We start from the raw sequence: 22,462 nt of genomic DNA, 5'->3' as shown, positions 1-22,462 counted from the left end.
GCCGTCCTGGTCGTTGGGAGCCCGGCACGGCGCGCGGCGGTGGTGTCAGGAAGCGGGGCCGGTCGCCTCGATGGAGGACCCGCTGCCCGCCCTCAGCTGGGCACCGTGTCGGTGAGCGCGGCAGGTCCCTCGAAGGTGCGGGGTGTCTGGGTGCGGTAGGAGTGGCCGAGCTCCGGGCCGAGCCCGAAGTAGTGGCGGAAGTTGTAGATAAGGGGGCTCCAGGCGGCGGGGTCGATGTGGTCGGTGCCCGGAACGACGATGCGGGAGTCGGCGTGCACCTTGCACACGACGGCCTCGACGATGAGGAAGTCCTCGAAGAGATCCGGCCGTACCCGCTCGGCGCGGGCCTCCAGTTGGATCGGGCATCCGGCGACGCGAGGCGGCCGGACCAGATGGGAGGGTTCGCCGGTCACGCCTGCGGCGGCGAACTTGTCCGGCTCGAAGCGGCAGCCCTTGGGTTTGCCGGCGGGAACCGGATTCCGGCCGGTCAGCGGCGCCAGCCGCTCCACGGCCGGCCACTGGGCGGGGGCCGGCAGGCTGATGACCAGGTCGGGGCGGCTGCCGAGGTTGGACGCGGTCTGCCCATCAAGCCCCAGTCCCATCACCACCGTCTGCCCAAGGGCCCATGCGGACGATATAGGGGCGAGGTTAAACGAGCCATCCGGATTCTCCGTCGTCAGGAGCACCACCGGCGTCCCGAAGTACAGGATGCTCGGCTCGATCTCCAGGTGGGTCACGACCGTCTGTTCGGGCAGGGTGTGGGGAGATGCCGCGTTCATGGTGGCAGCCTAGGATCCGGTCGTTTCGGCCAGGGCCGAAACGTCGAAGGGGCCGACGGGCCGCACGGACACGCGGTGCGCATGCGGCCGGTCCCGGCCCGGCCACCGTGGCGAAGCTGCCGGCCGATGGTGTGTGAACAGGCTTTGCCCGGCTCTGCTCGACGGCCGCACTCGGTCGGCATGCTCTTGCCCGTGGCCGCCGACCTGTCACGGTTCGATGTGGGCCTTCATCGACTGCCAGGGGGAGGCGTCGAACAGCAGCATGATCGAGACGATCCTGCCGTCCTCCAGGCGGAAGTGCTCGGCGGTGCGCTGCGTGCCCACCGGTGTGGCGGTGTGCACGTCGTAGACGAGGGTCGCCTCCGCCTCGCCGTACAGCTCGCTGATCAGTTCCACACCGGTCACGATCGACACGAAACCCGGCAGTGCGGCCAGGTGGCCCGTCCGGTCGTCGGAGCTGATGAACGGGCTCTGGAAGTGGAACGGCTCCCCCAGGTGCTCGGCGGCGGCGGTCACGTCGCCGCGGAAGCGCGCCTCGTGATAGCCGCGTACGGCGTGGCGGGTTCGTTCCGGAGAGGAGGTGGTCATGAGCGGGGTCCCGTCTGGCGGAGGTGGCCGGTGAGGCGGTGCTGGTTGGCGGCGAGCCGCAGGCACAGGTCGCGGAAGGTGACGAGGTCGTCGGGGGTGAACCCCTGGAACATGGCCCGCATCGCCATCCGCGCGGGCTGGCGGAACGCCTCGATCCACGCCTGTCCCTCGGCGGTGATCTCGGCCAGGACCGAGCGCCTGTCCTCTGGGTCGGGGACGCGGCGGACAAGCCCGTCGCGTTCCAGGGTGTCCACCAGGCCGGTGACGTTGCGGGAGCTGACCCCGGCGGCGCGGGCGAGGTCACCGATGCTGATGCCCTGGCCGGCCGCGCCGAGCCGGATCAGCAGGTCGAGGGCGCCCGCGCTGACCCCCCTGCCCTCGGAGCCCTGGGCGCGCACGCGTTCCACGGAGTGGTAGGCGGTGCGGACGGCGGCGCCCGCCTCGAAGGCGAGCAGTTGGTCGCCGTCTTCGGCGAACCGCGCCATCGCCTCTCTGACGCGGGGGTCGTAGAGGGTCCCGTCCTCGTCGTGCCCGTAGTTGTGTACGTCATTCATAGTAAGAATGGAGATTAGTACCTACTTCCAGATCTCCGCAACGAGGCCGCTACGCCTTTTCGGAGAGCGGGCGAAAGGCCCCGCTCCGGAGCAACAGGTGAAGGGCCAGCAGGCTCAGCCAGCACCACCCGATGATGATCGCCACACGCTGGAACAGCCCGCTGAGACCGGCCAGTCCTTCGGCCTGCTCGAAACCCAGGCTGGAGAGGGTCATCGCCACCGTGAAGGCGATCCCGGTGAACGCGGAGTAGACCGCCCATCCGCGTTCTCCCCAGCCGGCGAAGCGCCGGGTGAAGACGAAGCAGGCCGCCACCAGGGCCACGAAGGTGGCGAACGAGATGCCGTCGTGCAGGGCGGCGTGCGTACTGCCGTAGTGTGTGAGCCTGGCCGGGGTGCCCGGCGGATAACCGTTGATCGGGTCGGTGACGAAGATCCCGGCACCGAGCAGTCCCAACGCCCAGACCGCCACCAGTAGCGGCCCCCAGGTCGAGCCCCCGAGCGGCTGGAGCGCACGCCGTAACCCGACGGCGAAGGCCAGGGTGAGCAGGCCCGCGACGAGGAAGTTGGCCACCTGTACCCACCCGAGATCACCCAGGGCGAGTGAACTGACCGGATGGCGCAACAGGTCGTAGCCGGCTCGGGCGGCGCCTGCGACGAGGAAGGTGAGGACGAACAGCGGGCCTGCGATCACCCCGCAGACGAGGAGGGGGGCGGTCCGTGCCGCCTCGGCCAATCGGGAACGTGTTCGCGCTGACATGGATGGCATTGCCCCTCTGGGAATGGGTGACGATGCGGCTTCGTGTACCCGGCGGCGAAGAAGCGGGACGTGTCGCCTCCGGGTGTTTGTCAGTTTGGGTTGACAACCACCCATGTGTCAACCCGGGTTGACACATGAGGGAAGTTCTCGAAGAGGCGCCGATCGTGCGGCAGGCAGCCCCCCTGCGCCCGCTCTGTCATCAAGCGCGAGCCACCTCCGAGCGACCTGACCCCGCCGTGGCGTCGAGGCGACCACGCCTCGACGCCACGGCCGTACGCGGTCGCATACGACCGGGAAAGGAGGGGTCACCGCCTCCGGCGGGATCGAGGGCCGGACCCCAGGGCGAAGTCGGCGGCGTCGGCGATCGCGTCCGCGAAGTACTCGGTCGCCTGGGCGGCCGTACCGCCGTTCACATGAATGTGGTCCGGGGCGGCGGGCTGTTTCCTGAACAGGAACCCCGGCAATATGGAGACGCCTTTCCTGGCCAGCCGCGTCGAAACCGAGTGCTCATCGGGAACCGGCACCCAGACGCTTATTCCCGAGTCGCTTCCGATGTCGAATCCGCGTTCTCTCAACGCCTCGACGAAATCGGCGTGCCTTCGCCGGTAGGTGGCGGCCGAGGAGGTGACGGCCGCGACGGAACCGGCGTCGGTGAGATGGAACGCGAGGGCGTTCTGCAGAATCCGGCTCACCCACCTGCTCGAATAGGTGATCTTAAACCACATCCGCTCGACGTGGTGGTGCGTTCCACCGACGACCGCCACCCGGGAGTCGGAACCGTGGGAGAAGATGAAGTTCTGGACCTGGACGATCTGCCTGCCCAGATACGGCCCGAGCGACGGCACGCCGTTCTCGGCGAGAAAGGGGATGATGACGACCTCGATGACGGTGACGGACGATTCCGCGAGCAACGAGGCCGCCCTCTCCAGCCAGGCCGGAGTGACCGAACGCCCCAGCGGGACGTGACCGGACGGCTGATAGATAAAGGCACTCGGTTTGTCGGCCAGTGCCTTTTCTAGAACGTCGAGATCCGGTCCTCCCTCGCCATAGGGAATGGAGACGGGAGTCGCCCCGACGGATTCGACGATGTCGAAAATACGGGGAAACGACGGCTCCTCGACCATCACACGGTCACCCGCCTTGACCGATGTGCCGAGCGCGAGGTCCACACCGTCCATTCCGCCGTGCACGACCAGGAAATCCTCCGCGGGGAACGGCCAGATCGGCTCGACCGCGTCGCGGAGCTCAGGGGTGATCAGCTCGGGTTCGAGCAGGTGCAGCTTGGGCGTCCCCGCCGCCGCGAGCAGCGCCGCCCGCGAGTCCGGTAGCAGCTCCGGGTCGTAGTTGAGGTTCCCCAGGTCGACGGGCATCCCGGCGCCGGCCCGCAACATGCGCTCAAGCCGTGAGGCACGGGGGACGGACGGCGGCCCGGTGACGATCGTCCCGCCCCTGCGGCGTGTCTCGACGACACGGCGGTCGGCGAGGACGCGCCAGGCCTGCGCGACGGCCGACGGACTCATCCTCAGCTCGTGGGCCAGCGCGCGGATCGTGGGCAGCCGCGTCCCCGGCGGGATCTCACCGGAGGCGATCAGTTCGAGCACGGTACGCGCCAGCACGCTCGCGTTGTGCAGCGGCGTCCGGGTCGCGATGAGCCTGCGAAGCTCGTCGGGCTCCACGCTCCCCCCGTTCCGGATCGGGCTGTCGCGTATATGTACGTGTACATAAGTGCATTGACGTGCTGTGTGTACGTTCCGTACGGTCCGAGCTTACTCCGGGTCGGCCCCACCCCCCACGGTGGCCGATGCCCGGCCCAGGCCGACGACCTGTCGCCGGCGAGGCGCACGAGGGAGAGCGCGATGACGCGGATCAAAGGTGCACGGATCAGATACGGCGCGGCGCTGGCCGCGGTCGCCGTGCTCGCCGGGTGCGGCACCACAGACGGAACCGAGGGCGGCCAGACCGTGGCGACCGGCATGCAGGCCGGTCAGCTCGACGCCAACCAGGCCGAGGTGCGGGACGGCGGCGCGGTCACCTACTCCATAGAGGTCGACGTCAAGAACTGGAACATCCTGCACGCCACCGGCGACGTCTTCGGCTACCGGCAGATCCTCAACCCCGTCCTGCCACACGCGATGATCTCCATGCCGGACTTCACGATGGCGAAGAACGACGCGCTGCTGCTCGACGCCAAGGTCGTGAAGGAGTCGCCGCAGACCGTCGAGTACACGATCAGGCCGGAGGCCGCCTGGTCGGACGGCACACCGATCACCGCCGAGGACTTCAAGTACACCTGGCAGGTCCAGGACCCCGGGCAGTGCTCGACCTGCCAGCCCGCCACCACCGCCGGATACGACCAGGTGGCCTCGGTCACCGGCGGCGAAGGCAAGACCGTCACCGTCACCTTCGAGAAGACCTACCAGCCGTGGCGGCTGATGTTCCCGTACCTGCTCCCGGCCCACATCGCCGCCCAGCACGGAGACCTGGCGGCCTCCTTCAACGACTTCTTCGCCACCACCGTGCCGACCTGGTCCGGCGGGCCGTACCTCATCGAGCAGCACGTGCCGAACCAGTCGGTCACCATGAGGAAGAACCCCAAGTGGTACGGCGACGGCCCGCGGCTCGACCAGCTCATCTTCCGGATCCTCACCGACGAGCGGCAGGCCGTGACGGCCATGGCCAACAACGAGATCCAGGTCGTGGCGCCGCGCCCGACCCTTGACCTCGTCGAGCAGCTCAAGGGCATCGGCGGCGTCACCACGATGATGGCCTCCGGCCTGCTCTACGAGCACCTGGACATCAACACCGCGCACCCGGCCCTGTCCGACCAGGCGCTGCGCCGCGCCGTCTTCACCGCGATCGACCGGAAGGCGATCGTCGACAAGACCATCGGGCAGTTCTCCCCGAACACCGAACCGCTGGGCAACCGCAACTTCATGCCGGGTCAGAAACTGGAGGGCACCGACGCCTACAAGGACAACGTGACCGGCAAGGGCCTGGGTGGCGGCCAGATCGACGCCGCCAAGAAGATCCTCACCGACGCCGGATACACGATCGGCGACGCCGGGCTCACCGACCCCAAGGGCAAGCCGGTTCCCACGCTGCGGATGCGCTACAGCAAGGGCAACCAGATGCGGCTGGACACCTCGGTGCTCGTGCAGAACCAGCTCAAGCAGCTGGGCATCACGCTCCAGCTCCAGGAGACCGACAGCCTCGGCACCACGGTGAACACCGGTGACTTCGACCTGATCGTCTTCGGCACCAACCTCGACGTCATCCCCACCGCGACGGCGCAGTCGGTGTTCGGCTCCAAGGGCACCCACACCGGATACAAGGACTCCGAGGTCGACGGCTGGCTCTCCGACGCGGCCCAGACACTCGACCCCAAGCAGGTCGTCGACCTGCTGAACAAGGTGGACGAACGGATCAGCGACCAGGCCGTGACGCTGCCGCTGTACCAGACGCCGACCCTGCTGGCCTACCGCGGTGACCTGGGCAACATCCGGGTCAACCCCACCCGCTTCGGCACCGGCTACAACGTCCAGGAATGGGGTGTCAAGAATGGCGGCTGACCGTCGGCCGAGCCTGGACTTCGTCGTCGAGGTCCCGGCCCCGGCCGTCGAGTTCAACGAGGTCTACCGCAACTTCGTGGGCTCCGCCGGATACTTCGTCGCCAACAACGTCTACAGCCGCCTGGTGGTCTACGACACCGGTTCACCGGCCGCCTTTCCCGACCTGGCCGAGCACTGGGAGATGGCGCAGGACGCCCGGACCCTGCGCTTCCAGCTCAACCGGAACGCCCGCTGGCACGACGGGCACCCGGTGACCGCGCACGACGTCGCCCACACCCACCTCACCGCGCTGGCCAACGGCTACCACGCGGCCTCCTTCCTGCAGGACGTGCAGGACATCGAGGTGATCGACGACCACACGCTGCGGTACGCGCTGCGCAGGCCCAACGCCGGGTTCCTCGCCCAGCTCGGAAACCTGGTGTTCGCCCATGTGCTGCCCAGGCACCTGTACGAGGGCACCGACTGGGCCGACAACCCGCACAACCAGCACCCGGTCGGCTCTGGACCGTTCCGATTCGCCGAGCACGTCCCCGGGGAACGGATCGTCCTCGAAGCCTGGAAGGACTACTGGGGGCCGCCCGCCGGCGTCGACCGGGTGGTGCTGGACATCGAACCCGACCTCGACGAGGCGGTCCGCAAGGTCGCCGACGGCCGGGCGCACTACATGGTCCAGGACGTGCTGACCTTCCCCAGGCTGCACCTGGCCGAGCACAGCACGACCGCCTCGCTGTGGCGCAAACGGGGCCCCGGCGTCGCGGTACTCGGCTTCAACCACACCCGGGAACGCTGGCGCGACCGCCGGGCACGGGCCGGGGTGGCGCACGCCGTCGACCGGCGCGACCTCGAACCGCTGGCCGACCCCGGCTGGTCGGAGCCGTACGCGCACTACCTGCCGCGCAGCGTCGAGTGGGCCTACGCCGACGACGCGACCGCGCCCGCCTTCGACCCGGAGCTGGCCGGTCGCCTGCTCGGCGAGTGCGGCGTCACCGGTACGGCGCCGCTGCGGCTGGTGTACATGAAGACCTTCACCGGGCACGCGGGCATCGCCGCCGTGGTGGCCGAGAACCTGCGCGCGGCCGGCGTGGACGTCGAGGTCGCCGGGCTCGACTCACCGGCCTGGTCGCGTGAGGTGGCCGGGGAGGCGGACTTCGACCTGTCGATCAGCGGCGGCAACATGATCCCGGACCCGGAGATCACCTCCAGCCGGTTCGAGACCGGCGGCGGACGCAACCACACCCGGCTGTCCAACCCCGAGGCCGACGCCTGCTACGCCGCCGCCCGCGCGAGCGTCGACCGGGTACGGCGCGGCGAGCACTACCGGGAACTGCAGCGGGTCTGGGCGCGCAACGTGGACTGGGTTCCGCTGTTCTGGTACGCCGCCTACTACCTGCGCAGCGACGACTTCTTCGGCTGGCCCGACCAGATCGGCTTCCGGGTCCCGTTCTGGCACTGGGGCCGCATCCGCCCCGCCACCGCCTGACCAACCGTTTCCCGCCTGAGATCCAGGCATTTCACGAAGGAGAGGAAAAGGGACTTGGACGAGTACATCGTCGTCGTACCCGTGGACGCGACCGAGATCAACGAGTCGTACCGCAACGTCGTCGGAGGCGCGGGTTACTTCGTCGCCAACAACGTCTACAGCCGCCTGGTCGTCACCGAGGTCGGCGGCGCGGCGTCCTACCCGGACCTGGCCGAGCACTGGGAGTGCCTGGACGGCGGGCAGCGCTGGCGGTTCACGCTCAACCGGCACGCCCGCTGGCACGACGGCCGTCCGGTCACCGCGCACGACGTCGCCTACACCCACCTCACCGCGCTGGCCAACGGCTACCACGCCGCCTCGTTCCTGCACGGCATCGCGGACATCACGGTGCTCGGCGACCACCTGGTCGAGTACGTCCTGCACGAGCCCAACGCCGCGTTCCTCACCCAGCTCGGCAACTTCGCCGCCACCCACGTGCTGCCCAGGCACCTGTACGAGGGCACCGACTGGGCCGACAACCCGCACAACCAGCACCCCGTCGGCTCCGGACCGTTCCGGTTCGCCGAACACGTCCCCGGGGAGCGGATCGTCCTCGAACGGTGGGACGGCTACTGGGGGCCGCCCGCCGGTGTCGACCGGGTCACCCTGCTCATCGAACCCGATCTCGACGAGTGCGTCCGGATGATCGCGGACGGCCGGGCGCACTACGCGCCGCAGGACGTGCTGACGATGAAGCGGCTGCCGCTGGCCGAGGGCGCGGAACACGCCGAGGTGTACCGCGAGCGCGGCCCCGGCATCGCACTGCTCGGCTTCAACTACCGCCAGGAACGCTGGTCGGACCGCAGGCTGCGGCTGGCGCTCGCCCACGCGGTCGACCGTGAACGGCTGCGCCGCTTCGCCGAACCCGGCTGGTCGGAGCCGTGGGCGAACTTCCTCCCCGGCAGCAGCTTCGCCGTGGCCGAGGACGTGACCGCGGTCGGGCACGACGCCGCCCAGGCCGAGAAACTGCTCGACGAGGCCGGTTACCCGCGTGACGCGGACGGCTGGCGGATGTCGCTGCGGCTGTACTACATGGCCACCTTCGACGGGCACGGCGGCCTGGCGGCCAGCGTCGCCGAGGACCTCGCCGCGGTCGGCATCCGCGTCGAGCACGGCGGCCTCGACTCCGAGACGTGGAGCCGCCAGATCTCCGGAGAGGGAGACTTCGACCTGACGATCAGCGGCGGCAACATGATGCCCGATCCGGACATCACCGCCAGCAGGCTGTCCACCGGCGGGCAGCGCAACCACCTGAAGCTGTCGAACCCGGAGGCCGACGCCTGTTACGCCGCGGCCAGGGCGACCGTCGACCGGCGGGAACGGGTCGCGCACTACCGGCGGCTGCAGGAGGTGTGGGCCCGCGACGTCAGCGTGGTCCCGCTCTTCTGGTACTGCATCTACCTGCTGCGCAGCGACAAGTTCTTCGGATGGGCCGACCAGATCGACTTCCGGGTCCCGTTCTGGCACTGGGGTCGCATCCGCAGGATCGCCGGCGGCGAGGACTGACGGACGACGGGCACGGAGACTCTCATGGAGATCCTGGGCTTCGCCCTGAGGCGGCTGCTGGTCGCCGTCCCGGTGCTGCTCGTGTCGACGTTCCTCATCTTTCTCACGGTCGCCGGGTCGGGTGACCCGCTGACCGAGCTGCGGGAGCGTCAACCGCCGGTCCCTCCGGAGACGATCGCCGCCGAGGAGGTACGGCTCGGGCTGAACCACCCCGTGCTGGAGCGGTACTGGCACTGGCTGACCGGGGTCGTGCGAGGCGACTTCGGGCCGTCGGTCAACCGCAACGCCTCCATCGCCGTGGAGATCGGCACACGCCTCGGCGTGACCATGCGCTTCGTGCTCGTCGCGATGCTGGTGGCGGCCGTGCTGGCGATCCTGGTCGGGGTCGTCAGCGCGGTCCGCCAGTACTCCTGGCTGGACCACCTGTTCACCTCGGCCGGGTTCCTGTTTCTCGCGATGCCGTCGTTCTGGCTGGCGATCCTCCTCAAACAGGGAGGCATCCAGTTCAACCGGGCGACCGGTACGGACACCTTCTACATGATCGGCGACAGGTCGGTGCCGCCGCCGCCAACCCTTCTGGCGCAGCTGGCCGACATCGCCGGGCACATGATCCTGCCGACCGTCACCCTGGTGCTGATCCACTTCGCGGCGTGGAGCCGCTTCCAGCGCTCGTCCATGCTCGAAGTCCTCAACAGCGACTACGTCAGGCTGGCCACCGCCAAGGGGCTGCCCCGGCGCACGGTGCTGCGCAAGTACGCGCTGCGCACCGCGCTCACCCCGCTGATCACGGTCATCGCACTGGACTTCACCGCGGTCTTCGCCGGCGCGGTGATCACCGAGACGGTCTTCCAGTGGCGGGGCATGGGCGACTACCTGCTGTCGTCCATCAACGCGCGGGACGTCAACGCCGTCATGGCCTGGCTGCTCGTGGCGGCTCTGGCGGTGATGGTGTTCAACCTGGTGGCCGACATCCTGTACGCCGCCCTCGACCCGAGGATCCGTCATGTCCGCTGACTCCTCACCGGCACCCGTGACCGGCACCGAACCCGGTCGGTGGCGCACCGTCGCCGCCCGTTTCCTGCGGCACCGGCCGGCCGTCGCGGCGCTCGCCGTACTCACGCTCGTGGCGTTGTTCGCCTTCGTCGGGCCGTCGCTGTGGCACTACGGGTACGACCAGATCACCCCGGACAACTCCCGGCCGCCGTCGGCCGCCCACCCGCTGGGCACCGACTCGCTCGGCCACGACCTGCTGGCCCAGGTGATGCGCGGCACCCAGCAGTCGCTGCTCATCGCGCTGAGCGTGGCCCTGGGCGCGGCGCTGATCGGCACCCTGGTCGGCGTCGTCGCCGGGTTCCACCGGGGCTGCGCCGACGCGCTGCTGATGCGGGTCGTCGACCTGTTCCTCACCGTCCCGACGATCGCGGTCGCCGCCGTGCTCGGGCACAACTTCGCCGGGGAGAGCGGCTGGTTCCTCATCGCCGCGGTGCTCGCCGCCCTGATGTGGACCACGGTCGCCCGGGTCGTCCGGGGGGTCGTGCTGGGCCTGCGGGAACGCGAGTTCGTCGCCGCCGCCCGCGCGCTCGGCGCCTCCAACACCCGGATCATGGTCTCGCACATCCTGCCCAACATCGCAGGACCGATCATCGTTTCGGTGACGGTCCTGGTCGCCGGCGCGATCCTCGCCGAGACCGCGCTGTCGTTCATCGGCTTCGGTGTCCAGCCGCCGGACACCTCGCTCGGTCTCCTGGTCGCCAACGCCCAGTCCGCGGTGGGCACCCGGCCCTGGCTGTTCTACTCCCCCGGCGTGGTCATCCTGCTGATCGCCCTGTCGATCAACTTCATCGGGGACGGGCTGCGCGACGCGCTGGACCCGGCGCAGACCCGGGGGCCACGCAGGCGCCGGTACCTGGCCCGGCCGGTCGAGCGCACCGACGTGATCCCCGACGACGTGCTGCTGTCCGTCCGGGACCTGAGAGTGGTCTTCGCCGCCCCCGGGGACGACGTGCCCGCGGTCCGCCACCTCGACCTGGACCTGCGCCGGGGCGAGGTGGTCGGCCTGGTCGGGGAGTCCGGTTCCGGCAAGTCGGTCAGCGCCGCCGCGATCATGGGGCTGCTGCCGCCGGCCGCGACCGTCAGCGGCTCCATCCGCCTGGCCGGTCAGGAGCTCGTCGGGCTGGCCGAGTCCCGGTACCGGCGGCTGCGCGGGCGGCGCGTCGCGATGGTTTTCCAGGACCCGATGTCCTCCCTCAGCCCGGTGCACACGATCGGCGACCAGGTGGCGGAGGCCGTGCGGGTGCACCAGGGGGGTTCCTGGGCCGCCGCCCGCGACCGGGCCGCCGAACTCCTGGACATCGTCGGCGTGCCCGACGCCCGCAACCGGCTGCGCGACTACCCGCACCAGTTCTCCGGCGGGATGCGTCAGCGGGTGGTGATCGCCATGGCCATCGCCAACGACCCGGACCTCATCATCGCCGACGAGCCGACCACCGCGCTGGACGTGACCGTGCAGGCGCAGGTGCTCGCGGCGCTGCGGGCCGTACGGGAACGCACCGGGGCGGCGATCCTGCTGATCACCCACGACCTGGGCATCGTGGCCGAGGTGGCGGACCGGATCGCGGTGATGTACGCGGGCCGCCTGGTGGAGACCGGCACCGCCGCGGACGTCTTCGACCGTCCCGCCATGCCGTACACCCGCGGCCTGCTGGAGTCGGTCCCCCGCCTGGACCGGCCCGCCGAGGAGGAGCTGTGGGCCATCCCCGGCTCTCCGCCGACGATGACCGCGCTGCCGTCCGGATGCGCGTTCGCGCCCCGCTGCGCGAGCCGTACCGCCGAGTGCGCCGAGAGCGAGCCCGGCCTGCGCCCGGTGTCCGCCGGGCACCTCGCCGCCTGCCTGCACCTGACCGCCGAAAGGACACCACGCCGATGACCTCCCACCCGTACGGCTTCCGCCGGAGCGTGTCATGACCGGTGAGGAACTGCTGACGGTCGAGGACCTGACCAAGCACTACCCGGTACGACGGGGGCACGTCGTCAGACGGCGGGCCGGGGTGGTCAAGGCCGTCGACGGCGTGTCCTTCGAGCTTCGGGCCGGGGAGACGCTGGGAGTCGTCGGAGAGTCCGGGTGCGGCAAGTCGACGCTCGCGAAGCTGCTCATCCGGCTGGAGCAACCGACCGGCGGGCACATCCGGTACCGGGGCGCCGACATCGCGACGCTGGGCGGACGCGGGCTACGCGACCTGCGCCGCAAGGTGCAGATCGTCTTCCAGGATCCGTACTCGTCACTGGACCCCCGGATGACGGTAGGCCAGATCATCGCGGAGCCGTTCGCGGTGCACCGTGACGCGGCGCCCGACGACCGGCGCGGCCGGGTGCGGGAACTGCTGCGGACGGTCGGTCTCAACCCCGAGCACATCGACCGCTACCCGCACCAGTTCTCCGGCGGGCAGCGTCAGCGCATCGGCATCGCCCGCGCGCTCGCGCTCCGCCCCGACGTCCTGGTGTGCGACGAACCGGTCTCCGCGCTGGACGTGTCGATCCAGGCCCAGGTCATCAATCTGCTGAGGCAGCTGCAACGTGACTTCGGACTGGCCTACGTCTTCATCGCGCACGACCTGGCCGTGGTGCGGCACATCTCGCACCGCGTCGCGGTCATGTATCTGGGGAGGATCGTGGAGACCGGCACGGCTTCCGAGATCTTCGAACGGCCCGCGCACCCCTACACGCGCGCCCTGCTGTCGGCGGCCCCGGTGCCCGACCCCCACCACCGGGGAGAGAGGATCATCCTGCGCGGTGACCCGCCGAGCCCGATGAACCCGCCGAGCGGTTGCGCGTTCCGCTCCCGCTGCCCGCACGCGGTGGACGTCTGCGCCGAGCGTTTCCCCGAACTCACCGAACGCGGCGCCGGGCACCCGGTGGCCTGCCTCTTCGGCGGCGGCTGAGCCCGCCGGGCCGTACGGCCACGCGGGAGGCCGGAGTCCTCGCGGCGATGACGGCGGCGCCCGGAGCCGGTGCCGGTGGTGGGTGCCCGAACCGCTGCTGAGCCGCTCCCCCAAGGGGGTACGTCACTGAGCGGTACGCCGGGACGCGCCGCCACGGCGGAGAGCTGCTGGAGGTGTTCGGCGACAGGGCCCTGGCCCGGCTGCGGCCACACCGCATCCGGGCGATCCTCACCCGGGCTCCGGGTACCACCGCCCGATGGTGACCATCGGCTGCTCGGAAATCACCGGATGACACGTCGGCGTGCGGGCTCTCCCTTGGTTTGAGGGTTCCCGCGGGTCGTCCGCTGGCCGGAACGGGTGGCAGGGGACGGAAGTCTCCGGGATTCGTTCAACGACAGCCTTGATGTCATGAGTGTTTGCGACAGAGAACGAACCCTCGTCGAGGACCTGGGCGGTCACGGCCCCGTAGGGCGTGCCGTACCCGGTGGAACGAGGGTGACGGCGTGACAAACGTGCCGCCCTCGTGGCGGGAACTGCTGGGCCCGGAGCACGCCGGTGCCGCGATCGTGCTGGCCGCGGGGGTGCTCGTCGGCGCGGTCAACATCTACCTGGCCTCAAGCCTGCTGCCGACCGCGGTGGCCGAGATCGGCGGCGCCGGCTTCTACGCGTGGAACATGACGATCTACCTCGTCGCGATGGTGGTCGCGACGATGCCGGTCAGCCGCCTCCTGACCCGCTGGGGCAACGTCGGTGCCTACCTGCTCGGCTTCACCGTGTTCCTGGTGGGTTCGCTGGCCTGCGCGGTGAGCCCGGCGATGCCGGTGTTGCTGGCCGGTCGCGGTGTTCAGGGACTGGGGGCGGGGCTGCTGTCCGGGCTGGGTTTCGCCGTTGTCCGGTCCGCCCTGCCGAGGCGGTTGTGGACGCGCGGCAACGCGCTGATGTCGGCGATGTACGGCGTGGGCAACTTCGTCGGCCCTGCGCTTGGCGGGCTGTTCGCCCAGTTCGGCGGGTGGCGGCTGGCATTCGTGACGATGGCGGTGATCGCGGCGGTGTGCGCCTCGTTCGTGCACCGGGTGCTGCCCGCCGGCGAGCGGGGTGGAGCCGGGGCGCCGGTCCCGGTCGTGTCGTTGCTGCTGGTCACGGCTGCCACCACCGCGGTCAGCGTGGCGGGGGTGTTGTCCGGCCCCCTGGCCATGGCGGCCGGTGTCGCGGTCGCGTTGCTGCTGGTGGTCGCGTTCGTCGCTCATGAGCGACGCGGTGGGCCGCGGGTCTTCCCGTGCACCACCTACCGGCCGGGTTCGCCGCTGAAGTGGCTGTATCTGACCCTGGCGCTGCTGGCCTTCGGCGTCGCGGTCGAGTCGTTCCTGCCGCTGTTCGGCCAGCGGCTGGGCGGGCTGGCCCCGGCCGCGGCCGGGTTCTTCGGTGCGGCCATCTCGCTGGGCTGGTCGGCGGCCCAGATCGTCAGCTCCTCGATGGTCAAGGAACGCACGGTTCTCCGGTCGCGTGTCGCGGGCCCGCTGTTGCTGGCGTCCGGTCTCCTCGTCCAGGGGCTGCTACAGCGGCAGGACTCGCCGGTCTGGCTGGTCCTCGTGTGGGTGCCGGTGTTGTTCGTCGCCGGTGCCGGCATCGGGCTGGCCTATCCGCATCTGTCGGTGGCGGTGATGTCCAGCACCCGGGATCCGGAGGAAGGCGGCCGGGCGGCGGCCGCGATCGCCACGGTGACGAGCCTGTCGATCGCGTTCGGTACGGCGGTCGCCGGGGTCCTGGTCAACCTGGGCGGCGCCTCGGTGCTCGACTCGGCCCGCTACATGCTGTTCGGGTGCGCGGCCGTCTGCGCGGTCGGCGCCGTCACCGCCCGTACGGCGGCTCGCCTCAGCCGTTCGGCACCGGCCGGTCGGCCCGCTCCGCGACCTGTCCCGCCCACTGATGCGAGCTGAACCGCGGCTCGACCATGTCCGTGTACGACCCGATGGAGACGCCATGCCCGACGACCTGTCCGAGACGCCGATGTTCCCGATGGCCCGTGCGATGGGCTGCCCTTTTGATCCGCCTCCGGAGCTGAGCCGCCGTGGCGAGCTGAGTCCGGTTTCACGCGTGCGGCTCTGGGACGGCAGCGGCGCGTGGATGGTCACCCGCCACGCCGACGTACGCGCGCTGCTCGCCGATCCGCGGGTCAGCGTCGACGTCGCCGAGCCCGGCTTTCCGCACACCAACGCGGTGAGCAAGGCACGCGACGCGCGGATGAAAACGCTGATGCAGATGGACGCGCCGGAGCACATCGTTCACCGGCGTCGGCTGACCGCGGACTTCACGGTCAGGAAGATGGAGGCGCTGCGTCCCACGATTCAGCGGATCGTCGACGGTCTCGTCGATGACCTGCTCGCCGGGCCGAACCCGGCCGACCTGGTGGAGGCGTTCGCCCTTCCGGTTCCCTCGCTGGTGATCTGTGAGCTGCTGGGCGTGCCCTACGCCGACCGTGGCTTCTTCCAGCGGGTGGCCGGTGAGCTCGTCATGGACGAGGGCGACCCGGCCCACGCCCTGGCCGCCAGTGAGGAACTGAACGCCTACCTCGAAAGACTGCTGGAGGAGAAGAACGCGGAGCCGGGCGACGACATGCTCAGCGGGCTTGCCGTCGAGCAGTACCGTACCGGCGCCATGACCCGGCAGGAGATCGCCATACTGGGGCAGCTCCTGCTGGTGGCCGGGCACGACACCACCGCGAACATGATCGCGCTGGGTACGGCGGCGCTGCTGACACATCCGGAGCAGCTGAGCGCGGTCCGCGACGGCGCCGACCACGCCCGGGTGGCGGGCGTCGTCGAGGAACTCCTGCGTTATCTGTCCATCACCCACACCGAGGCCCGTCGTGTCGCCCGCGAGGACCTTGTGATCGGCGGGCGGCTGATTCGCCGGGGTGAGGGCGTCATCGCGGTGAAGAGCACCGCCAACCGCGACCCCGCCGTCTTCGCCGATCCCGACGTGCTCGACGTCCACCGCGACGCCCGCCATCACGTCGCCTTCGGCTACGGCGCCCACCAGTGCCTGGGCCAGTCGCTGGCCCGTGTGGAGCTCCAGGTCGTCTTCGGCACCCTGTTCCGGCGTGTTCCCACGCTGGCGCTGGCCGTACCGCCACAGGAGCTGACTTTCAAACCCGACGCGGTCTTCTACGGAGTCCGCGACCTGCCCGTCACCTGGTGAGGACGGTTCAGGCGCCGTTCCCGCGTCGCCCAAGGGCGTATTCCGGCAGGGGGCGGGCGTTCCTGGCCTGCGCCCGGCGCTCAACGGCGCCGATGACCTTCATCAGCGGCAGGCGGGCGACGACGTCGCGGACGCACCGGCCGCCTTCGGTCCTGGGCACCATGAGGCGGACGTTGGGGCCGATCCGCTGCTTCGCGTCGACCAGTGGGCGGTGGGCCGTGCCGTAGCGGGCGAAGGCGACACGGTGGTCGCCGCCCGACGCGGCGAGTTCCCCGGCGAGGAGGTGGGCCCCGACCAGGGCGAGTTCCGCACCCGCGCCCGAGACGGGAGAGGCACACCAGGCGGCGTCGCCGACGAGGGCGACACGGCCGTCGGACCAGGAGTTCATCCGCACCTGGCCCAGGGCGTCGAAGTAGAAGTCGGGGTCGGCGAGGGCCGCGTCGAGCAGTTCCCTGGTCCGCCAGGACGACTCTCGCCCGAACGCCTCGCTGATCAGGCGCTTGTGTTCGGCGACGTCCCGGTGGTCGTACCGTAGTGGCGCGGAGCGGAACATGAAGTACGCCTTGGCCTGGGGGTGGTTGCCGGATCGGTAGATCCCGGTCATCCTGCCCGGCGTGTTGAACATCGTCACCCAGCGGTTCTCCCCAAGTGAGGCGTCGGTGTCGGCGAAGGCGAAGTAGTGGTGCTTGAACTGGACGAACCGCTCTTCGGGCCCGAAGACGAGCCTGCGGACGTTGGAGTGCATTCCGTCGGCGCCGACGACGAGGTCGAAGCGACGGGCGGGGGCGTGCTCGAAGGTGACCGACACGCCGTCGTCGTCCTGTTCCAGGCCGAGGATGGAGTCACCGAACAGGATCTCCACATCGGTCACCTCGTGCAGCAGGGTCACCAGGTCACCGCGCATGATCTCGATGGAGGCCGGGTCCCTGGTGTCGATCCGGGCGACGGCCCGATCGGCGGCGTCGACGAACTTCATGCCGTGGACGTCGGTGGCGAACTCGTGGATCCGCGACAGGATGCCCATCCGCTCGGCCACCTCGGTGGCGTTGCCGCGCACGTCGACCCCGTTGCCGCCGGAGCGCGGTGCCGGGGCGCGTTCGACCACGGTGGGTCTGAAGCCGTACCGGGCCAGCCAGTGGGCCAGGGTCAGGCCGGCGATGCTCGCACCGGAGATCAGGATGTGTTCGTTCACAGGACTCCTCCGCGCTAGAATAAATGAAATGCATGTTCCATTTATTATGTGGAAGGGGCATTCCATTTGTCAACGCCCGCTGGATCCCGGCGCCGAGCCGACGCCGTCCGCAACCGTCAGCTCGCCCTGGACGCCGCCACCGCCCTGATGGCCGAACCCGGCGCGTCCCTCACCGTCGAGGCCATCGCCAAGAAGGCGGACCTGGGGGCGGCGACCGTGGTGCGCGCCTTCGGCGGCAAGGACGCGTTGCTGGACGCCGCCGTGTCACGCCTGCTCGAACCGGTGGTGCGACGCGCCCGTGACCTGCTCGCCGAGACCACGCCCACGCGGGCCCTGCGGGTCTTCCTGCGTGAACTGATCGCCTTCCAGGCGGCGCACCACGCCGTCAACGACCAGTTGGGCGGCCTGGAGTTGCCCGCCACCACGGCACTGCGCGCCGACCTCGTCCGGGCCGTCGAGGAAATGATCGACGGGGCACGCCGTGAGGGTACGGTTCGCACCGACATCGACCCTGTCGTCACCACGACTCTGATCGGCCAGACAGCCCTGGCGGTCGCTCGCACCCGGCCCCCCTCCCAGGACCTCGCCGACGCCTATCTCACCGTCCTGCTGGACGGCCTCCGCCCGCGTTCGGAACGAACCGGGGACTGACGAACCGGGGGCCGGCGCGGATCTCTGGATCGCGACGTGCCGCGGCGGACCTGGACGGCGGATATGCCGGCATCGCATCGGAACGAATGGTCGCGTTGGCGGTCCTGGTGGAGACGGTGTGGTGCGGATGGTCGTTCTGACGCGCCTGAACTGGGGTTTGCGCCGTTCGGGGGTGTTTACGGCCTTGGTGGGCAACGATCCGACCTTGGTGGGGTTCGACTGGCAGGCAGGTCCTAGCGTGTGTCCTTGATGAGGAAATCGAGCAGGATCCGTCGGCCGGTCTGGGAGGTGAGGCTGCCGTACGCGTTGTCGAAGGCGTGCTCGGCGAAGGGCAGTTCCTCGGCCTCGACATGGACGCCCTTCTTCCTGAGCGCGTCGCCGAAGCCGGTGACGGTTTCGGGGCGGGCGCTGCGGTCGCGGTCCCCGACCACGAGCAGGGTGCGGGGCAGGCCGGCGCGAATGTCAGAGGTTGGGGACACCTCGCGATAGCGGTCCGGGTACTGCTGCGGGGTACGGCTTCGGCCAGTTGGGCTCCGGAGGTGTCTTTGAGGAGGAACCCGCTGGAGCAGGCCGCCGAGGCGCAGCGCCGGGTCGTCGAGGACCGCCCGATCGGCAGGGTCCTCCTCGATCCGAGGGCATGGCAGCGGAACCGATCGCAGGCGAGGCACCGCTGCTTCTGGCCTACCAGGTACGACGGGGTTTCCGCTCCGCCGTTCCTCAATCCCCGTTCAGGGTTGCGGGGCTGTCGTCGTCCGGTCCGGAGGACAGCCCAGGCGGCGGTATCTGCCGGGGGCCATGCCGTACTCGCGTTTGAAGGCGTTGGCGAAGGCGAACTCCGAGCCGTAGCCGACGGCGGGGGCGATCTCGCTCAGCGCGGCGTCGGAGTCACGCAGCATGCGCGCGGCCGTGCCCAGCCGCCACCAGGTCAGGTAGGTCAGCGGTGGTTGCCCGACGAACCGGGTGAACCGGCTGGAGAACGCCGCACGGGACAGTCCGGCACGACGGCCCAGCGACTCGACCGTCCACGGGTGGGAGGGGTCGCGATGGATGCCGTCGAGCGCGGCACCGACGGCCGGGTCGGCCAGCGCGGCGGCCCAGCTGTCGACCGCGCAGTGCTCCGTCGAGGTGTCGAACCAGGCCCGCAGGATGTACAGCAACAGCATGTCCAGCAGCGCCGACACCACCAGGTCCGCGCCTGGCCGAGGGTTCTCGATCTCCTTGCCCAGCAGCTCGACGGCGGCACGCAGCTCGGTGTCGCGTCCCAGCCTGGCGGGCAGGTGAATCATCTCGGGCAGCCCGCTGAGCAGCGGGTGCGCCCGGCTGGAGTCCAGCCGGTAGCCACCGCAGAGCGTCACGGTGACGGGCCCGGCGCCCTCGACGGAGGCCGAAGAGAACAGCTCGGTCTCGGCGTAGGGGTCGCAGTCGGGCTCCTCGACGGGGGTCGCGGGCGAGTCGGCCAGCGCGTAGCCGTGCCCGTGGGGGAAGAACAGCACGTCCCCCGTCGCGACCGGGACCGGCTCCCCCTCCGGCGGGATCACCCAGCACGAGCCCCGCAGCACCACCTGGAAGCCCGCCGAGCCGGGCGCCGACGGGAACCGCCGTCCCCACCGGGCCGGCCACTCGACACGCGCCGAGCGGGGCACACCCAAGCGCATGAAGGCGACCACGTCGCTCAGCACGTCCATGACATGAGTCTAATGTCGAAGACGATCGCGTATTAATCACAGACAGAGGCGCATTGGTTGTCTCGGCTGTGGCTCATATCGTTGACGGCGTGACAAAAGTACTGGTCAGCGGGGCGACCGGCACGATCGGCCGTCCTCTGGTGAGCCAACTCGAAGACGCGGGCGCCGACGTCCGCACGGTGACGAGGGAGCTGACCGATCCGGTCGCGTTGGGGGCGGCCCTCGACGGCGTCGACGCGGTGTTCCTGCTGTGGCCGTTCGCCTCGGCGGAGGGCGCCCGCGAGGCGCTGGAACTGATCGGAGCGCGGCGGGTGGTCTACCTGTCCTCGGCCGCCGCACGCCCGCACGAGGTCGAGATCGAGCGCCTGATCGCCGGGACCGCCCGGGAGTGGACGGTGCTGCGCCCACACGCCTTCGCGGCCAACGCCCTGCGGTGGGCCGCGCAGGTTCGGGCGGGCGTCGTGCGGCAGCCGTACGGTGATGTGGCCTTCTCCCCCGTCCACGAGCGGGACGTGGCGGCCGTCGCGGTGCGCGCACTGCTCGGCGGGGGGCACCACGGCGTGGTCCACACACTGACCGGGCCCCGGCCGCTGACCCAGCGGGAACAGACGCGGGCGATCGGTGACGCGATCGGCCTGCCGGTGCGCTGGGAGGAGGAGCCTCCGGAGGAGGCCAGGCTGCGGTTACTCGGGCTCGGATGGCCCGCTCCCGCCGTGGACGGCATGCTGCGCGGCCTGGCCGAGCAGGGCCCGGCCACCGACACCGTGGAGAAGGTCACCGGAGTGTCCGCGAGCACCTTCGAGACGTGGGCGAGCGAGCACGCCGCCGACTTCCTCGGCACCATGCGGGCCGCCCGCATCCATGAGTACGGCGACGCCTCGGTGATCTCGCTGGAGGAGGTGCCGGTGCCGAGGCCGGGGCCGGGCGAGGTGCTCGTCAGGGTGGCCGCCACGTCGTTCAACCCGTCGGAGGTCGGCCTGCGAACGGGCCTGCTGCGGGACGTGCTCGATGTCACGCTTCCGCACACGTTCGGCTGGGACGTCGCGGGCACCGTGGTCGTCGGGGCCGGTGACCTCGCCCCCGGCGACCGGGTGATCGGGCTCATCGGCGGGGCGGCCGCCGAGTACGCGGTCGCGAAGGCGGACGCGCTGGCCAAGGCACCGCGGCGGATTCCGCTGGCGGACGCGGCGGCCGTGCCGGTGGCCGGGCTTACCGCGTGGCAGGCGGTCTTCGAGCACGCCCGCATCGGTCGCGGCAGCCGGGTGCTGATCAACGGGGCGGGCGGCGGCGTCGGGCTGTTCGCCGTGCAGCTGGCCAAGCACGCGGGCGCGTACGTGGTGGCGACCGCCGGTCCGCGCAGCGCCGCCGCCGTCCGGGCGCTGGGCGCCGACGAGGTCGTCGACTACACCACCGCTCCCCTGCCGGGCGGTAACGACGTGCTGATCAACCTGGTGGCCGACGTGCCCGCCTCGGTGACGGAGCTGGCCGAGGAGTTCGTCTCGATCACCCGGCCGATCGAGCACCCGCGCGCCGTCCGGTTCGTGGCCCGCAACGACCCGGGCCAGCTGGCCGAACTCGTGGCGCTGATCGACGAGGGCGTGGTGGACGTCACGGTGGACGTTCGCCCGCTGGATTCCCTGGCTGCTCTGCACCACGAAGCAGAGCGCGGCCTTATTCGCGGAAAAATCGTATTGAAGGTGGGTAAATGATCAAGATTGGCATCATCGTCGGCAGCACGCGTCCGGGACGCAACGGCGAGGCCGTGGCCCGCTGGGTCCACGACCACGCGGTCAGACGTGGCGACGCGCACTACGAACTGGTCGACCTGAAGGACTACGACCTGCCCCATCTGGACGAACCTCTCGCCGCGGCCACCGGGGTGTACGAACACCCGCACACCAAGAAGTGGTCCGAGACCGTCGCGAACCTCGACGGCTTCGTCTTCGTGACACCCGAGTACAACCACTCGATCACCGGAGCACTCAAGACCGCCATCGACTTCCTGTTCGCCGAATGGCACGACAAGGCCGCGGGCGTGGTCGGCTACGGCGTCAGCGGCGGCGTGCGGGCCGCCGAACACCTGCGGCAGGTGCTCGGTCAGGTCAAGGTGGCCGATGTCCAGGTGGGCGTGGAGCTGCTGTTGCACACCGACTTCGAGAACTTCACCACCTTCAAACCCGCCGCGCACCAGGAGGACGCCCTGGGCAGGCTGCTCGACCAGGTCGTCTCCTGGAGTACGGCGCTGCGACCGCTCAGGGCGTGACCCCGTCCAACGTCGTACGGCGAATCGGGAGCCGCCTCTTCCGACCTCACCGCTCCCGCCCCGCCGGAATCACGAGCGCCTTGTGGTCGGCGGCCCACGCGAGGATCGACGCGTGCGTGGGGGCCGCCTCCGCCGGGTCGTGGCAGAAGCAGCTCGACATCTCGGGCGTCAGAACCTCGGCTGAGGCTTGGCAGGCCGCTGCCCTGACCCCGCACACGGCAGGAGGCGGCGCGCACCGTGGCCCGCCGCCTCCCTCGTTCGCT

Annotated in this window: 19 protein-coding genes; 11 read left to right on the top strand and 8 right to left on the bottom strand. The window is 70.3% G+C overall.

The window, feature by feature from the left end; genetic code table 11:
- Positions 1 to 92: 92 nt before the first annotated feature.
- From ABZ470_RS21240 to ABZ470_RS21220, 5 genes are all read right to left on the bottom strand, one after another.
- Entirely contained in the window at positions 93 to 779 is a 687-nt protein-coding gene (locus ABZ470_RS21240) for a flavin reductase family protein (RefSeq protein WP_362913150.1), read from the bottom strand.
- A 207-nt stretch (positions 780 to 986) separates the two neighbouring features.
- Positions 987 to 1,367 (bottom strand): hypothetical protein, encoded by a 381-nt coding sequence (locus ABZ470_RS21235; protein ID WP_362913148.1) that lies wholly within the window; start codon positions 1,365 to 1,367, stop codon positions 987 to 989.
- Entirely contained in the window at positions 1,364 to 1,921 is a 558-nt protein-coding gene (locus tag ABZ470_RS21230) for a MarR family transcriptional regulator (RefSeq protein ID WP_362782629.1), read from the bottom strand. The genes ABZ470_RS21235 and ABZ470_RS21230 overlap by 4 nt, the downstream gene beginning before the upstream one ends.
- 49 nt (positions 1,922 to 1,970) lie before the next feature.
- Positions 1,971 to 2,678: a DUF998 domain-containing protein gene (locus tag ABZ470_RS21225; protein WP_362913146.1), complete on the bottom strand. Its 708-nt coding sequence runs from the start codon at positions 2,676 to 2,678 to the stop codon at positions 1,971 to 1,973.
- A 305-nt stretch (positions 2,679 to 2,983) separates the two neighbouring features.
- On the bottom strand, positions 2,984 to 4,354 hold the full coding sequence (locus tag ABZ470_RS21220; protein WP_362913144.1) for an aminotransferase class I/II-fold pyridoxal phosphate-dependent enzyme: 1,371 nt from the start codon (positions 4,352 to 4,354) through the stop codon (positions 2,984 to 2,986).
- 180 nt (positions 4,355 to 4,534) lie between these two features.
- On the opposite strand from ABZ470_RS21220, the gene ABZ470_RS21215 reads away from it, so the two are divergent.
- The 8 genes from ABZ470_RS21215 (at position 4,535) to ABZ470_RS21180 (ending at position 16,408) form a co-directional block, all read left to right on the top strand.
- A complete protein-coding gene (locus tag ABZ470_RS21215; protein ID WP_362782639.1) occupies positions 4,535 to 6,247 on the top strand; it encodes an ABC transporter family substrate-binding protein in 1,713 nt (570 codons plus the stop codon).
- Complete coding sequence (locus ABZ470_RS21210; RefSeq protein WP_362913142.1) at positions 6,237 to 7,727, top strand: ABC transporter substrate-binding protein; 1,491 nt, start codon at positions 6,237 to 6,239, stop codon at positions 7,725 to 7,727. The genes ABZ470_RS21215 and ABZ470_RS21210 overlap by 11 nt, the downstream gene beginning before the upstream one ends.
- A 54-nt stretch (positions 7,728 to 7,781) precedes the next feature.
- A complete protein-coding gene (locus ABZ470_RS21205) occupies positions 7,782 to 9,272 on the top strand; it encodes an ABC transporter substrate-binding protein (RefSeq protein ID WP_362913140.1) in 1,491 nt (496 codons plus the stop codon).
- A gap of 24 nt (positions 9,273 to 9,296) precedes the next feature.
- Positions 9,297 to 10,286 (top strand): ABC transporter permease, encoded by a 990-nt coding sequence (locus ABZ470_RS21200; protein ID WP_352012336.1) that lies wholly within the window; start codon positions 9,297 to 9,299, stop codon positions 10,284 to 10,286.
- Complete coding sequence (locus tag ABZ470_RS21195) at positions 10,276 to 12,198, top strand: dipeptide/oligopeptide/nickel ABC transporter permease/ATP-binding protein (RefSeq protein ID WP_362913138.1); 1,923 nt, start codon at positions 10,276 to 10,278, stop codon at positions 12,196 to 12,198. Before ABZ470_RS21200 ends, ABZ470_RS21195 begins: the two co-directional genes overlap by 11 nt.
- A gap of 34 nt (positions 12,199 to 12,232) precedes the next feature.
- Positions 12,233 to 13,210 carry a dipeptide ABC transporter ATP-binding protein gene (locus tag ABZ470_RS21190; protein ID WP_362913136.1) on the top strand — a complete coding sequence of 326 codons (978 nt, stop codon included), beginning with the start codon at positions 12,233 to 12,235 and terminating at the stop codon, positions 13,208 to 13,210.
- Between the two features lie 503 nt (positions 13,211 to 13,713).
- Complete coding sequence (locus ABZ470_RS21185) at positions 13,714 to 15,147, top strand: MFS transporter (protein WP_362913134.1); 1,434 nt, start codon at positions 13,714 to 13,716, stop codon at positions 15,145 to 15,147.
- A gap of 43 nt (positions 15,148 to 15,190) precedes the next feature.
- Positions 15,191 to 16,408, top strand: coding sequence for a cytochrome P450 (locus tag ABZ470_RS21180; protein WP_362913132.1), 1,218 nt, complete (start codon positions 15,191 to 15,193; stop codon positions 16,406 to 16,408).
- Positions 16,409 to 16,415: 7 nt separating this feature from the next.
- Here ABZ470_RS21180 and ABZ470_RS21175 read toward each other — a convergent pair whose 3' ends face one another.
- A complete protein-coding gene (locus ABZ470_RS21175; protein WP_362913130.1) occupies positions 16,416 to 17,600 on the bottom strand; it encodes an FAD-dependent monooxygenase in 1,185 nt (394 codons plus the stop codon).
- Between the two features lie 66 nt (positions 17,601 to 17,666).
- Between ABZ470_RS21175 and ABZ470_RS21170 the strand changes: the two genes are divergently transcribed.
- Entirely contained in the window at positions 17,667 to 18,251 is a 585-nt protein-coding gene (locus tag ABZ470_RS21170) for a helix-turn-helix domain-containing protein (protein WP_352012329.1), read from the top strand.
- A 233-nt stretch (positions 18,252 to 18,484) separates the two neighbouring features.
- Here the strand turns inward: ABZ470_RS21170 and ABZ470_RS21165 are convergent, their stop codons facing one another.
- Together ABZ470_RS21165 and ABZ470_RS21160 are read right to left on the bottom strand one after the other, a co-directional pair.
- Positions 18,485 to 18,919 (bottom strand): prolyl oligopeptidase family serine peptidase, encoded by a 435-nt coding sequence (locus ABZ470_RS21165; RefSeq protein ID WP_362913127.1) that lies wholly within the window; start codon positions 18,917 to 18,919, stop codon positions 18,485 to 18,487.
- Between the two features lie 60 nt (positions 18,920 to 18,979).
- Positions 18,980 to 19,936, bottom strand: coding sequence for an AraC family transcriptional regulator (locus ABZ470_RS21160; RefSeq protein ID WP_362913125.1), 957 nt, complete (start codon positions 19,934 to 19,936; stop codon positions 18,980 to 18,982).
- 89 nt (positions 19,937 to 20,025) lie between these two features.
- On the opposite strand from ABZ470_RS21160, the gene ABZ470_RS21155 reads away from it, so the two are divergent.
- The gene (locus tag ABZ470_RS21155) at positions 20,026 to 21,645 is read left to right on the top strand and encodes a zinc-binding dehydrogenase (protein WP_362913123.1); all 1,620 of its coding nucleotides are present in this window, start codon (positions 20,026 to 20,028) and stop codon (positions 21,643 to 21,645) included.
- Positions 21,642 to 22,199, top strand: coding sequence for an NAD(P)H-dependent oxidoreductase (locus tag ABZ470_RS21150; protein WP_362782673.1), 558 nt, complete (start codon positions 21,642 to 21,644; stop codon positions 22,197 to 22,199). The genes ABZ470_RS21155 and ABZ470_RS21150 overlap by 4 nt, the downstream gene beginning before the upstream one ends.
- Positions 22,200 to 22,462: the final 263 nt, after the last annotated feature.

Source organism: Streptosporangium sp. NPDC020072 (genome assembly GCF_040631445.1).
Taxonomy (GTDB): Bacteria; Actinomycetota; Actinomycetes; order Streptosporangiales; family Streptosporangiaceae; genus Streptosporangium.
Note: the sequence above shows the minus strand (reverse complement) of the source record. Positions and strands in the feature narration are given on the sequence as shown.

What these genes read in the sequence shown, in the direction of transcription:
- ABZ470_RS21180 (WP_362913132.1), top strand. Translation starts at nt 15,191, where the DNA reads ATGCCCGACGACCTGTCCGAGACGCCGATGTTCCCGATGGCCCGTGCG.
- ABZ470_RS21215 (WP_362782639.1), top strand. Translation starts at nt 4,535, where the DNA reads ATGACGCGGATCAAAGGTGCACGGATCAGATACGGCGCGGCGCTGGCC.
- ABZ470_RS21160 (WP_362913125.1), bottom strand. Translation starts at nt 19,936, where the DNA reads ATGGACGTGCTGAGCGACGTGGTCGCCTTCATGCGCTTGGGTGTGCCC.
- ABZ470_RS21190 (WP_362913136.1), top strand. Translation starts at nt 12,233, where the DNA reads ATGACCGGTGAGGAACTGCTGACGGTCGAGGACCTGACCAAGCACTAC.
- ABZ470_RS21240 (WP_362913150.1), bottom strand. Translation starts at nt 779, where the DNA reads ATGAACGCGGCATCTCCCCACACCCTGCCCGAACAGACGGTCGTGACC.
- ABZ470_RS21225 (WP_362913146.1), bottom strand. Translation starts at nt 2,678, where the DNA reads ATGTCAGCGCGAACACGTTCCCGATTGGCCGAGGCGGCACGGACCGCC.
- ABZ470_RS21150 (WP_362782673.1), top strand. Translation starts at nt 21,642, where the DNA reads ATGATCAAGATTGGCATCATCGTCGGCAGCACGCGTCCGGGACGCAAC.
- ABZ470_RS21195 (WP_362913138.1), top strand. Translation starts at nt 10,276, where the DNA reads ATGTCCGCTGACTCCTCACCGGCACCCGTGACCGGCACCGAACCCGGT.
- ABZ470_RS21200 (WP_352012336.1), top strand. Translation starts at nt 9,297, where the DNA reads ATGGAGATCCTGGGCTTCGCCCTGAGGCGGCTGCTGGTCGCCGTCCCG.
- ABZ470_RS21230 (WP_362782629.1), bottom strand. Translation starts at nt 1,921, where the DNA reads ATGAATGACGTACACAACTACGGGCACGACGAGGACGGGACCCTCTAC.
- ABZ470_RS21210 (WP_362913142.1), top strand. Translation starts at nt 6,237, where the DNA reads ATGGCGGCTGACCGTCGGCCGAGCCTGGACTTCGTCGTCGAGGTCCCG.
- ABZ470_RS21235 (WP_362913148.1), bottom strand. Translation starts at nt 1,367, where the DNA reads ATGACCACCTCCTCTCCGGAACGAACCCGCCACGCCGTACGCGGCTAT.